This is a genomic window from Burkholderia sp. AU19243, assembly GCF_018148075.1.
GTDB classification, from domain to species: domain Bacteria; phylum Pseudomonadota; class Gammaproteobacteria; order Burkholderiales; family Burkholderiaceae; genus Burkholderia; species Burkholderia latens_A.
The window spans coordinates 303,549-316,925 of record NZ_JAGSTV010000007.1 but is presented as its reverse complement, the minus strand read 5'-3'; the positions used below and the strand labels follow the sequence as shown (position 1 = coordinate 316,925).

Sequence of the window (13,377 nt, the reverse complement as noted above, 5' to 3'; positions counted from 1 at the left end):
GGTCCGTGCGCCGTCGGCGGTTCGACCGGACACACGTTTTCGAACGAGGTCATTCGATGCAATCAGAAGGGCAATTCCAGCACATCACGGCGCGCGAGCAGGGTCTGCGCCGCACGCTTTCCGCACGGCAGATGGCGATGATCGCGATCGGCGGCGCGATCGGCACGGGTCTGTTTCTCGGCAGCGGCTTCGCGATCGGCTTCGCCGGTCCGAGCGTGCTCGTCAGCTACGCGATCGGCGCGTTCATCTCGCTGCTGCTGATGGGCTGTCTCGCCGAGATGACGGTCGCGCACCCGACCTCCGGGTCGTTCGGTGCGTACGCCGAACATTACGTGAGCCCGTGGGCCGGGTTCCTCGTGCGCTATGCGTACTGGGCGTGCATCGTGCTCGCGGTCGGCACCGAAGTCACCGCGATCGCGCTGTACATGAAGTACTGGTTCCCGGGCGTGCCGGGCTGGCTGTGGATCGTCGGCTTCTCGGCGCTGCTCGTGTTCGTCAACGCGCGCAGCGTCGACGTGTTCGGCGCGGTCGAATACGGCTTCTCGGTCGTGAAGATCGCGGCGATCGTCGGCTTCATCGTGCTGGGCGCGTACGTCGTGTTCGGCAATCCGGCGCTGGTCGGCGACGGCGCGGCCGGCGCGGGCTTCCACCATTACACCGAGCACGGCGGGTTCTTCCCGAAGGGGATGTGGGGGATGTGGGTCGCGGTGATCGTGTCGATCTTCAGCTACCTGAGCATCGAGATGATCGCCGTCGCCGCGGGCGAGGCGGAAGATCCCGAGCGCGCGGTCACGCGCGCGTTCCGCTCGACGATCGTGCGGCTCGTGCTGTTCTATCTCGTCACGCTTGCGCTGATGCTCGCGATCGTGCCGTGGACGGCAGCGGGGCGCGACGAGAGCCCGTTCGTGAAGGTGATGGAGGCGATCCGCCTGCCGGGCGCGGCCGGCGTGATCAATTTCGTCGTGCTGATCGCCGCGCTGTCCGCGATGAACAGCCAGATCTACATCACGACGCGGATGATGTTCAGCCTGTCGCGCGCGGGCTACGCGCCCAAGGCGCTCGGCGAAGTGAACGCGCGCGGCGTGCCGTTCGGCGCGCTGATGCTGTCGACGCTCGGCATCGCGCTCGCGACGGTCCTGAGCGTACTGTATCCGGGCGAGTCGTTCACGATCATGATGGCGGTGTCGATGTTCGGCGCGCTGTTCACGTGGATGATGATCTTCGCGACGCATTACTGCTTTCGGCGGCGGCGCGCGGCGCTCGGCCTGCCGGCACCCGCGTTCCGCATGCGCGGCTTTCCGCTGCTGACGCTGCTCGGCGCAACGCTGATGCTGGCAGTGATGGTGACGACCTACTTCACGGCCGAGTTCCACATGACGCTGATCTTCGGCATTCCGTTCCTGATCGCGCTGTCCGTCGTGTATGCGGTGTGGTATCGGCGCGCGCAACCGGTGCTGCAGCCGAAAGCGAAGTAGCGTGGCACTACCGGCGCGCAGCGGGCGCGCCGGCTCAGCCCACAAGCGCGGGCAGCGCGTCGATCGACGTGCGCACGTAGTCCGCGAAGCGCAGTGCGACCGGTTCGGCAGTGCCGCTGCGCTTCAGCTCCAGCGTGCGCGATTCCAGCGACGCATCCTTCAGCTGCCGGAACGCGAGCCGGTCGCTCTTCACCTGCTGCAGCACGCGCGGCACGAGCGCGATGCCCATCCCGAATTCGATCATCGACAGGATCGTCTGCCAGAGCCGCGCCTCGTGACGGATCAGCGGGCTGAATCCCGCGTTCACGCATTGCGCGATGATCAGGTCGTGATAGTGCGGCGCCGCGTCGCGCGGAAACAGGATGAACGGTTCCGCGGCCAGCGCGGCGAGTGCGACCTGCCGGCGCTGTGCGAGCGGATGCGCGGCCGGCAGGCAGCAGACGAACGGTTCCGCGTAGACGGGCGCCGATTCGACTTCGGGCGGGCAGTGGCCCCAGTGCGCGTAGCCGAGATCGATCTGGCCGCGCTGGATCGCCAGCACCTGCGCCTGCGTGTTCATCTCGCTCAGCACGATCTCGACGCCCGGATAGTCGGCCTCGAAGCGTCTCACCGCGTCGGGCAGCCCGCGATACAGCATCGAATGGACGAAGCCGATCCGCAGCCGTCCCGCTAGACCGGACGCCGAGCGTACGGTGAGCCGCTCCGCCTCGGCCGCCTGCAGCAGCAGCCGGCGCGCTTCGCCGAGCAGCACCGCGCCCGCGTTGGTCAGCGCGACCGTCTTGTTGGTGCGGGAAAAAAGCTGCACGCCGAGCGCATCCTCGAACTTGCGGATGTCGAAGCTCAGCGCCGGCTGCGAGATAAACAGGCGCTTCGCCGCGCGCCCGAAATGCAGCTCCTCGGCGACCGCCACGAAGTAGCGCAACTGCCTCAGTTCCATGGTGCGTCCTCCCCGCATCGGCATCGATAAGCATCGTTTATCGTACCGGATAAATCCTGTATTGGACGCTTATCGATCGCGCGCCTACGCTCTGTCGAACGCCTGGCACCCGCCGGCCGCGCCGCCACGGCGCGGGCACCGGCCGGCAGCCGGGCCACCATGGAGACGCATGCATGAACGACACCGCTCGCACGCCGGACACCGGTGCGGCCAACAACATCCCCGATAGCCGGGGCATCAACTTCTTCACGGCCGATCCCGATCTCGGCGCGTTGCTGAAACTGCATCTCGGCGCGACCCGCTACGCGGAACTCGAGCCGCAGCTGCACGCGCTCGGCGCGCGCGTGTCGGGCGAACTCGACGCGTGGGCGTCGCGCGCGGACAAGCATCCGCCCGTGCTCGAGCATCGCAACCGGCGCGGCGAAGCCGTGCAGCGGATCGACAAGGATCCCGCGTATGTCGCGCTCGAACGGGTCGCTTACTCGGAGCTAGGGCTCGCGGCGCTGAGCCATCAGCCCGGGGCGGTGGCGCCGCTCGTCAAATACGCGCTGACGTTCCTGTTCGTGCAGGCGGAATTCGGGTTGTGCTGCCCGGTCAGCATGACCGATTCGCTGACGCGCACGCTGCGTCGTTTCGGCGATCCGGCGCTCGTCGAACACTATCTGCCGAGGCTCGCGTCGCGCGATTTCGACACGCTGTTCCAGGGCGCGATGTTCATGACCGAGCAGGCGGCCGGCTCGGACGTCGGCCGCATCGCGACGCGTGCGGTGCGCGAAGCCGACGCGCGGGGCGGCGCGGTGTGGCGCCTGTACGGCGACAAGTGGTTCTGCTCGAACGCGGACGCCGACCTGGCGATGGTGCTCGCGCGGCCCGACGGCGCGCCGGACGGCATCAAGGGACTCGCGCTGTTCCTGTTGCCGAAGACGCTGCCGGACGGCACGCGCAATCGCTACCGGATCGTGCGGCTGAAGGACAAGCTCGGCAGCCGTTCGATGGCGAGCGGCGAGATCGCGCTCGAAGGCGCGCAGGCCTGGCTGATCGGCGAGATCGGCCGCGGCTTTCACCAGATGGCCGACATGATCAACATGTCGCGGCTGTCGAACGGCGTGCGCGCGGCGGGCCTGATGCGGCGCGCGCTGAACGAGTCGCTGCACGTGGCCGCGCATCGCGCCGCGTTCGGCCGCAAGCTGATCGAGATGCCGCTGATGCAGCGTCAGTTGATGAAGATGCTGCTGCCCGCCGAGGCCGCGCGCGCGATGTTCATGCACATCGCGCTGCTGCTGCCGCAAGCGGACGCGGGCGACGAGCACGCCGCGCGCTGCGTGCGCATCCTGACACCGCTGATCAAGTTCCGCGCGTGCCGCGATGCGCGCCGCGTGACGGGCGACGCGATGGAGGTGCGCGGCGGCACAGGCTACATCGAGGAATGGAGCGATGCGCGCCTCGTGCGCGACGCGCATCTCGGCTCGATCTGGGAAGGCACCAGCAACATCGTCGCGCTCGACGTCGCGCGCGCCGCGCAGCGCGAGCAGGCGCTCGACGCGCTGCGCACGTTCCTCGCCGACCGGCTCGGCGCGGCGCCGCTGCCGGATGCGAGTCGCGCGGCGCTGCGGCGCATTCTCGCGCGTGCGTGCGATGCGCTCGCGCGGGTCGCGGCGGAAGGCGATGACGCGCGCGTGCGACAGGCCGCGTCGGCGCTTTACTACGCGAGCGCGGCCGTGCTGATGGCGTGCGAGGGCGCACAGCTCGCACCGGATTACCGGCGCCTCGCGCTCGCGCACCTGGTCGTGCGTCACAAGCTTCTGCCGGTCGACCCGCTCGCACCGGCGTCGCGCGACGACGAAGCGGCGGCGTTCGACGCGCTGCTGCGCGGCACACCGGTACCGCTCGACATGGCGCTCGACCTGCTCCCGGAGGTCGAGCGATGAGCGCGACGGAAGCGATGAACGCGCTGCGCGGCGCGCTCGACGGGCTCAAGGTCGTCGACCTGAGCCGCGTGCTCGGCGGTCCGTACTGCACGCAGGCGCTCGCGGATCACGGCGCGACCGTGATCAAGATCGAGCCGCCGGACGGCGACGAGACGCGCGGCTGGGGGCCGCCGTTCCTCGGCGACACCGCGTGGTATTTCATGGGCGTGAACCGCAACAAGGAGGGGCTCGCGCTCGATCTGTCCCGCGACGAAGGGCGCGCGATCCTGTGGCGCCTGCTGGAGGACGCCGACGTGCTCGTCGAGAATTTCAAGCCCGGCACGCTCGCGCGCTGGGGCATGGACTATGCGCGCGACCTGCGGCTTCGGTTCCCGCGCCTGATCCACTGCGCGGTGACGGGCTTCGGCGAGGACGGCCCGCTCGGCGGGTTGCCCGGCTACGATGCGGTGATTCAGGCGATGGCCGGGCTGATGAGCGTGAACGGCGAGCGCGATGGCGACGCGATGCGCATCGGGTTGCCGATCGTCGACATGGTCACCGGGCTCAACGCGCTTGCCGGCATTCTGCTCGCGCTCGCGGAGCGCGAAAGAAGCGGGCAGGGGCAGTCGATCGACATCGCGCTGTACGACTGCGGCGTGTCGCTGCTGCATCCTCACCTGCCGAACTTCTTCGGCTCGGGGCGCGTGCCCGAACGCAGCGGCAATGCGCATCCGAACATCGCGCCGTACGACAGCTATCGTACGGCGACGGCGCCGATCTTCCTCGCGGTCGGCAACGACCGGCAGTTCGCGCGCCTCGTCGCGCATCTTGGCGCGCCGGCGCTCGCGGGCGATCCGCGCTTCGCCGACAACCGCAGCCGCTGCGCGCACCGGCCCGAACTGAAGGCCGAGCTCGAGGCACGGCTCGCCGCCCATCCGTGCGAGCCGCTGGCGCGCGACCTGATGGCGGCGGGCGTGCCGTGCGGGCCGGTGCGCACGGTCGCCGACGTCGCGCGCGACCCGCATGCGCTGCACCGCGAATTGTTCGTCGAGATCGGCGCATATCGCGGCACGGCGTCGCCGGTGAAGCTGTCGCGCACGCCGGCGACCTATCGTTCGCCGCCGCCCGTGCTCGGCCGCGACACGCGCGCGGTGCTCGACCGCCTCGGCGTCGATCCCGCGCTCCAGCAACGATTGCTCGACGCCGGCGTGCTGAAGGTCGCGCCGGACCCGACGCTTTGCAGGGACAAGCCGCTCGACGCAAGGCAATGAAGGCGACGTAAAGCGACGTAAAGCACGACCGCCAGCCGGCGGCGCAAGGCCGGCCATCCGGCTAGGCGCGCGACAGTCGCGCCGCCGATCACAATCATGGAGACATCGATGAGCCGTCCGCAATCCCCGTCTGCCGCGCAGCCGCGGCCCGGCCGCGCCGCCGTCGCGGCGTTCGTCGGCACCACGATCGAGTGGTACGACTTCTACATCTACGGCACCGCCGCCGCGCTCGTGTTCGGCAAGGTGTTCTTCGCGAGCACGATGGATCCGGGCGTCGCGACGCTGCTCGCATTCGTCACGTTCTGGGCCGGCTTCGCCGCGCGGCCGCTCGGCGGAATCGTGTTCGGGCATCTCGGCGATCGCGTCGGCCGAAAGACCGCGCTCGTGATCACGCTGGTGATGATGGGGCTGGCCACGACGGGCATCGGGCTGCTGCCCGGCTATGCGTCGATCGGTGTGTGGGCGCCGGCGGGCCTTGTCGTGCTGCGCGTGTTGCAGGGCATCGCGGTCGGCGGCGAGTGGGGCGGCGCGGTGCTGATCGCGAGCGAGAACGCGCCGAAGCATCGCAGCATCCTCTATGCGGCGTTCGCGCAGCAGGGTTCGCCCACCGGCAACCTGCTCGCCACCGCCGCCTTCTTCGCGCTGAGCGCGCTGCCGACGCCGTCGTTCCTGATGTGGGGCTGGCGCATTCCGTTCCTGCTGTCGGCCGTGCTCGTGATCATCGGGATGGTGATCCGGCTGCGGCTCGAGGAATCGATCGACATGCAGCGCGTGCTCGCGCGCAAGCGCACGGTGAAGCTGCCGCTGCGCGACGTCGTGCGCGACCACTGGTCCGTCGTGCTGCTCGCGGCCGGCACGTTGCCGGTAATCAACGTCACGTATTTCCGCAGCACCTTCGCGCTGTCGTGGGCGACGAAGGAACTCGGCTACGCGCAGGGCACGTTTCTCGGCATCCTGTCGCTCTCGCTCGTCGTGCAGTTCCTGATGCAGCCGGTCGGCGCGTGGTTCGTGTCGAAAGTCGACATGCGGCGCGCGATGTGCTGGATCCTGATTCCCGAGATCGTGCTGATGCCGGTGATGTTCCATGCGCTCGCGACGCGTTCGTACTGGATCGCCGTCGCCGGGATGTGCATCTCGACGATCCCGTCGGCGATGTTCTACGGCGCGGTCGGCGGCGTGCTCGCGCGCGTGTTTCCTGCCAACATCCGCTACACGGGCCTGTCGCTCGCGTATCAGTTGAGCGCGCTCGTCGTCGGCGGCGGCACGCCGGTGCTCGCGCAGGCGATCCTGAACGCGACCGGCAGCATCGTCGGCGTCGCGATCGCGTCGGGGCTGTACGCGCTCGTGTCGCTCGCATGCATGCTCGCGCTGCTGAATCGCACCGGCTACCGCGCGGACGAGTTGTCGACGGCCGAGCGCAGCGATGCGGCCGAATGGGGTGCCGAAGGCGCGAGCGCTGAAAGTCCGACCGGCGAGACCGCGCAGGCGGGCGACCGCGCTGCGTTGAAGCCGGCTGGTTGAATCCGCCGTGCCGGCGCGATTTGCCGATTCGGCGGCAGCGCACGCGCCGACCGGATCGCATCGACCCGATTCCGCCCTCCCAAAAGCAAACGGCACCGTGCGATACACGGTGCCGTTTGCCTTGTTTCGCTTCGCAACGCGGCCGGCGCGACCGGCCCGCGCGATTCGCGGTGCTTCAGCCTTCCGTCGGCGGCACGTAACCGGACGCCTGATCCGCGCCGTCGCCGAAGAAGTACTTCTCGGTCTGCTTCATCAGATACTGGCGTGCGCGCGGGTCGGCCATGTTCAGGCGGTTCTCGTTGATCAGCATCGTCTGCTGCTTGAGCCAGCCTTGCCACGCTTCCTTCGATACGCTTTCGTAGATGCGCTTGCCGAGTTCGCCCGGCAGCGGCGGGAAATCGAGGCCTTCGGCTTCCTTGCCGAGCTTCGCGCATTGGATCATTCGAGCCATCGTGTACTTCTCCTGTAATCGGTCTGGGGGAGGGCGGGCGTGCCTGCGCTCAGAGCTGTTTCATCAGCACGAGCGACTTGCGCTGCCAGTTATAGAGTTTGCGGCGGTCTTCCGGCAGGTCGTCGACGCTGACCTTGACGAAGCCGCGCTTGAGGAACCAGTGCTCGGTGCGCGTCGTGAGCACGAAGATGTGCGTGAGGCCGCGCGCGCGGGCGCGCTGCTCGATGCGCTTGAGCAGGCGCTCGCCGTCGCCCGAGCCCTGTGCTTCAGGCGCGACCGTCAGGCACGCCATCTCGCCGATCTTTTCCTGCTGGTACGGATACAGCGCCGCGCAGCCGAACAGCACGCCGTCGTGCTCGATCACCGAGAAGTGGTCGATGTCGCGTTCGATCTGGTGCCGGCCGCGCCGCACCAGCGTGCCGTCCGACTCGAGCGGCTCGATCAGCGCGAGGATGCCGCCGACGTCGTCAGGCGTCGCCTCGCGCAGGCTTTCGAGGTTCTCGTACGAGATCATCGTGCCGACACCGTCGTGCAGGAACAGCTCGAGGAGCATGCTGCCGTCGAGCGACTGCGGAATCAGGTGCGCGCGCGTCACGCCGCCGCGGCATGCGCGGATCGAATGCTTCAGGAAAAACGCGTCGTCGCCCTGGATGTTGCCCGAATCGAGCAGTTCGGCGGCCGCGTCGAGCGACATTTCGCGAATCAGCACGCCTTCGTCGTCCACGATGCCGGGCGCTTCGGTCAGGAAGATGATCTTGTCGGCGCGCAGCGCGATCGCAGCGGCCGACGCGACGTCTTCCATCGACAGGTTGAACGCCTCGCCGGTCGGCGAGAAGCCGAGCGGCGACAGCAGCACGAGCTTGCGGCTCGCGAGCGAGTGGCGGATCGATTCGGCGTCGATCTTGCGCACGATGCCCGTGTGTGCGAAATCGACCCCGTCGAGAATCCCCACCGGCCGTGCGGTCACGAAATTGCCGGACACGACGCTGATGTGCGCGTGCGCCATCGGCGAATTCGGCAGCCCCTGGCTGATCGCGGCCTCGATGTCGAGGCGCACTTCGCCGGCCGCCTCCTTCGCGGATTCGAGCGCGCGCGCATCGGTGATGCGCAGCCCGTGCGAAAACTCGGATTCGACTCCGTGCAGGCTCAGCTGCTCCTCGACCTGCGGCCGCGAGCCGTGCACGAGCACGATCTGGATGCCCATCGCCTGCAGCAGCGCGATGTCGGACACGAGCGCGTTCAACAGCCCCTGCTGCACCACCTCGCCGCCGAACCCCACGACGAACGTGCTGTTGCGGAACTTGTGGATATAGGGCGCGACGGAGCGCATCCAGTCGACGAACTGCGCGTGGCTGGCGGCCGAATCGTCGGCGGCCGGCGGCGTCGCGGCGCCGGTCTGGGCGGGTGGGAGGTCGGTTTGGGAATTCATGGGCGGGATTATAATGCGCCCCCATGTCGAATGTACCTAAAAGTCCCGCGCCGACGCGGGCCAACGCGCCGTCGGCGAAGCACCCGGAAGGTGCGGCCGATGCGCGCCGGCAGCACGGCGAGCCGCGCCAGCAGCAGCAACAGCAACAGCAGGCGGGCAAGCCGCCGCGCGGCGACGAACGGCGCCGCAACGACGGCGACGGCCAGCCGAGCCCGCAGGGCCGCCCGGCCGCAAAGCGCGCGCCGGAAGCTGCCGAGCGTGCGCCGCGTCGAGAGCGCCCGCCGCGCGCGGCCGTGCCGCCGAACCCGGTCCCGCCGATCACGTACCCGGAAAGCCTGCCCGTGTCGGGCAAGCGCGACGAGATCGCTCGCGCGATCGCCGCTCACCAGGTCGTGATCGTCTGCGGCGAAACGGGTTCGGGCAAGACCACGCAGCTGCCGAAGATCTGTCTCGATCTGGGGCGCGGCCTCGGCGCCGGCGGCACCGGCCTGATCGGCCATACGCAGCCGCGGCGCCTCGCCGCGTCGTCGACCGGCCGGCGCATCGCCGAGGAACTCGGCACGCCGTTCGGCGAAGTGGTCGGCTACAAGGTGCGCTTCACCGACAATCTTGCGCCCGGCGCGTCCGTGAAACTGATGACGGACGGCATCCTGCTCGCCGAGACGCAGACGGACCCGCTGCTGAAGGCGTACGACACGCTGATCATCGACGAGGCTCACGAGCGCAGCCTGAACATCGACTTCCTGCTCGGCTACCTGAAAGAGATCCTGCCGCGTCGGCCCGACCTGAAGCTGATCGTCACGTCTGCGACGATCGACGCCGACCGCTTTGCGCGCCATTTCGGCACGGACGAACGTCCGGCGCCGGTGATCGAGGTGAGCGGGCGGCTGTATCCGGTCGAGATGCGCTATCGTCCGGTGGCCGAGGATCGTCCGGCCGTCAAGAACGCCGAAGGGACGGGCGGCCGCGACCGCGTGAAGACCGCGCGCGAGGCCGAACGCGACCTGATGGATGCGATCGTGGACGCGGTCGACGAACTGTGCCGCGAAGGCCCCGGCGACGTGCTGGTGTTCCTGCCGGGCGAGCGCGAGATCCGCGAGGCGGCCGAGGCGCTGCGCAAGCACCATCCGCCGCACACCGAGATCCTGCCGCTGTTCGCGCGGCTGTCGGCCGCCGATCAGGACAAGGTGTTCAAGGCGTCGAACGCGCGCCGCATCGTGCTCGCGACGAACGTGGCCGAAACGTCGCTGACGGTGCCGGGCATTCGCTACGTCGTCGATACCGGTCTCGCGCGCGTGAAGCGCTATTCGTACCGGAACAAGGTCGAGCAACTTCAGGTCGAGTCGATCTCGCAGGCCGCCGCGAACCAGCGCGCAGGTCGCTGCGGGCGCGTGGCCGACGGCGTGTGCATCCGGTTGTACGAGGAAAGCGACTACCAGGCGCGTGCGCGTTTCACCGATCCGGAAATCCTGCGCTCGTCGCTCGCGTCGGTGATCCTGCGGATGAAGTCGCTACACCTGACGGCGATCGAATCGTTCCCGTTCCTCGAACCGCCGCCCGGCCGCGCGATCGCGGACGGCTACCAGCTGCTCAACGAGCTCGGCGCGGTCGACGACGACAACGCGCTGACGCCGCTCGGCCGCGAGCTCGCGCGGCTGCCGCTGGACCCGCGCGTCGGCCGGATGATTCTTGCCGCACGCGACCAGCAGTCGCTGCGCGAGGTGCTGATCATCGCGAGCGCGCTGTCCGTGCAGGACCCGCGCGACCGTCCGATCGACGCGCAGGAGCAGGCCGACCAGGCGCACCGCCGGTTTGCCGACGAGCGCTCCGAATTCCTGCAGTGGCTGAAGATCTGGGCGTGGTTCGAAGAAGCCGTCGCGCACAAGAAGTCGAATCGCCAACTCATCGACGCATGCCGGCAGAATTTCCTGTCGCACCTGCGGCTGCGCGAGTGGCGCGACGTCCATTCGCAGCTGCTGACGGTCGTGCGCGAGCACGGCTGGCGGCTCAACGACGCCGAGGCGACTTACGAACAGGTGCACCTGGCCCTGTTGACCGGTCTGCTCGGCAACATTGGCATGAAAGCGGACGACGATCCGCACTATCTGGGCGCGCGCGGGATCAAGTTCTACCTGTGGCCGGGCTCCGCGCTCGCGAAGAAGGCCGGCCGCTGGGTGATGGCGGCCGAACTCGTCGAGACGAGCCGGCTGTACGCGCGCTGCCTCGCGAAGATCGAGCCCGAGTGGGTCGAGAAGATCGGCGCGCATCTGCTGAAGAAATCGCTGTCGGAGCCGCACTGGGAAAAACGTCCCGCGCAGGTCAGCGCCTTCGAGCGCGCGACGCTTTACGGGCTGCCGATCTACAACCGGCGCCGCGTCGCGTTCGGCAAGCAGGATCCGGCGCGCGCACGCGAGTTGTTCATCCGCGGCGCGCTGGTCGACGGCGAATTCGACACGAAGCTGCCGTTTTTCGCGCACAACCGCAAGCTGCTCGCGGATATCGAGCAGCTCGAGCACAAGTCGCGCCGGCAGGACGTGCTGGTCGACGACGAGCTGATCTACGCGTACTACGATCACGCGATTCCGGAAGGCATCCACACGGGCGCCGCGTTCGAGCGCTGGTATCGCGACGAAGTGAAGAAGGGCGGCCAGCCGGAAGACAAAGCGCGGCTGCTGTACCTGTCGCGCGACGATCTGATGCGCCACGAGGCGGCCGGCGTGACGACCGAGCTGTTCCCGAAGCGCGCGACGATGGCCGGCGTCGAGATGGCGCTCACGTACCACTTCGAGCCCGGCACGCCGCGCGACGGCGTGACGCTCGCGGTGCCGCTGTTCGCGCTGAACCAGGTCGACGCACGCCGCTGCGAATGGCTCGTGCCCGGGATGCTGAAGGAAAAGGTGCAGCTGCTCCTGAAATCGCTGCCGCAGAAGCTGCGCCGCCACTGCGTGCCGCTGCCCGAATACGCGGCCGGTTTCGTCGAGCGCACGGGCCGCGAGCGCTTTGGCGCGGGCGGCCTCGTCGAGGCGGTGATTGCCGACGTGCGCGACCAGACGCAGGTCGCGATGAAGACGGCCGACTTCAAGCTCGAAACGCTGCCCGCGCACCTGTTCATGAACTTCAAGGTGATCGACGAGCACGGCCGCCAGCTCGCGATGGGGCGCAATCTCGCGCAACTGCGCCAGGAACTCGGCACGCAGGCGCAGCAGCAGTTCCAGAAAATCGCTGCTGCATCGACGATCGCACCCGGCGGCGAAGCGGGCGCGGCTCCTGCGTCGGCGCCGGCGGCCGCGCCGGGTGCAGCGGCTAAGGGCGGGAAGCCGGGCAAGGGCGCCGCACCGCATACGGGCGCTGCGGCGGAAGCCGGCGCGACCGCGCTGTACGAGAACCTGACGACGTGGAATTTCGGCAAGCTGCCCGAGCTGCTGGAAATACGCCGGCGCGGCCAGACGCTGTACGGCTATCCGGCGCTCGTCGATCGCGGTACGCATTGCGACGTCGAGGTGTTCGACTCGCCGGAGGAGGCCGCACGCATTCACCGCGCCGGCTTGCGGCGGCTGTTCGCGCTGCAGCTGAAGGAGCCGATCAAGTTCCTCGAGAAGAATCTGCCGGGGCTGCGCGAAATGGCGATGCAGTACATGTCGCTCGGCACTCAGGACGAGTTGCGCGACCAGCTGATCGACACGGCGCTCGATCGCGCGTGCCTGCAGGAGCCGCTGCCCGACGACGATGCGAGCTTCCACGCACGCCGCGACGAGGGCCGCAGCCGCCTGAACCTGCTCGCGCAGGAGATCGCGCGGCTCGTTGGCCAGATCCTCGCGGAATACGCGGGGCTCGCGAAGAAGCTCGCGCAGGCGAAGCCGTTCGCGCAGGCCCATGCCGATCTGCAGCAGCAGCTCGGTGCGCTGGTCGGCAAGCGCTTCGTGATCGATACGCCTTACGCGCAGCTTGCGCATTTCCCGCGCTACCTGAAGGGCATGGCGCTGCGAATCGACAAGCTGAAGGCGGACCCGGCGCGCGACGCGAAGCAGTCGGCGGAGCTGCTGCCGCTCGTCCAGCAATACCAGCGCGCGGTGTCGCAGCGCGGCGGCGTCGTGGATCCGCGGCTCGCGGAATTCCGCTGGCTGCTCGAGGAACTGCGGATTTCGCTGTTTGCGCAGGAACTGCGCACGCCGATGCCTGTCTCTGTCAAGCGCCTGCACAAGGTCTGGGAGTCGATGCAGCGCTAGCGCGGCGGCGCTCGTCCCGGCCGGTGGCGGGGCAGCGCTCTGGCCCCGCCGTGCGGCGTGCGCCGCGGCGGGGTGCACGGCCGCCGCGGCATGCGGCGAAGTGGCGCAACACGGCCCCGGGTCAACCGGAGAGGCCCGCCGAACGTTCTACAATGACTGC

The 13,377-nt window shown here is 68.8% G+C and carries 8 protein-coding genes; 5 read left to right on the top strand and 3 right to left on the bottom strand.

All coding sequences use genetic code 11. The annotated features are described in order from the left end of the window. The first annotated feature begins 56 nt into the window (after positions 1–56). A complete protein-coding gene (locus tag KDW55_RS16340; protein WP_212160251.1) occupies positions 57–1,475 on the top strand; it encodes an amino acid permease in 1,419 nt (472 codons plus the stop codon). Between the two features lie 34 nt (positions 1,476–1,509). Here KDW55_RS16340 and KDW55_RS16335 read toward each other — a convergent pair whose 3' ends face one another. After that, positions 1,510–2,412 (bottom strand): LysR family transcriptional regulator, encoded by a 903-nt coding sequence (locus KDW55_RS16335; protein WP_212160250.1) that lies wholly within the window; start codon positions 2,410–2,412, stop codon positions 1,510–1,512. 173 nt (positions 2,413–2,585) lie between these two features. Here KDW55_RS16335 and KDW55_RS16330 point away from each other — a divergent pair, with 173 nt between their 5' ends. From KDW55_RS16330 to KDW55_RS16320, 3 genes are all read left to right on the top strand, one after another. Next, entirely contained in the window at positions 2,586–4,340 is a 1,755-nt protein-coding gene (locus KDW55_RS16330; protein ID WP_069241549.1) for an acyl-CoA dehydrogenase family protein, read from the top strand. A gap of 14 nt (positions 4,341–4,354) precedes the next feature. Further along, complete coding sequence (locus KDW55_RS16325) at positions 4,355–5,590, top strand: CaiB/BaiF CoA-transferase family protein (RefSeq protein ID WP_069241975.1); 1,236 nt, start codon at positions 4,355–4,357, stop codon at positions 5,588–5,590. A gap of 108 nt (positions 5,591–5,698) precedes the next feature. Beyond that, positions 5,699–7,111, top strand: coding sequence for an MFS transporter (locus tag KDW55_RS16320; RefSeq protein WP_212160248.1), 1,413 nt, complete (start codon positions 5,699–5,701; stop codon positions 7,109–7,111). A 175-nt stretch (positions 7,112–7,286) separates the two neighbouring features. On the opposite strand, the gene KDW55_RS16315 is transcribed toward KDW55_RS16320, so the two are convergent. Then, positions 7,287–7,562 carry an oxidative damage protection protein gene (locus KDW55_RS16315; protein ID WP_006478357.1) on the bottom strand — a complete coding sequence of 92 codons (276 nt, stop codon included), beginning with the start codon at positions 7,560–7,562 and terminating at the stop codon, positions 7,287–7,289. Positions 7,563–7,611: 49 nt separating this feature from the next. Beyond that, entirely contained in the window at positions 7,612–8,991 is a 1,380-nt protein-coding gene (gene argA, locus KDW55_RS16310; RefSeq protein WP_040144597.1) for an amino-acid N-acetyltransferase, read from the bottom strand. A gap of 23 nt (positions 8,992–9,014) precedes the next feature. On the opposite strand from argA, the gene hrpA reads away from it, so the two are divergent. Continuing rightward, positions 9,015–13,217 (top strand): ATP-dependent RNA helicase HrpA, encoded by a 4,203-nt coding sequence (gene hrpA / locus KDW55_RS16305; RefSeq protein WP_209824412.1) that lies wholly within the window; start codon positions 9,015–9,017, stop codon positions 13,215–13,217. Positions 13,218–13,377: the final 160 nt, after the last annotated feature.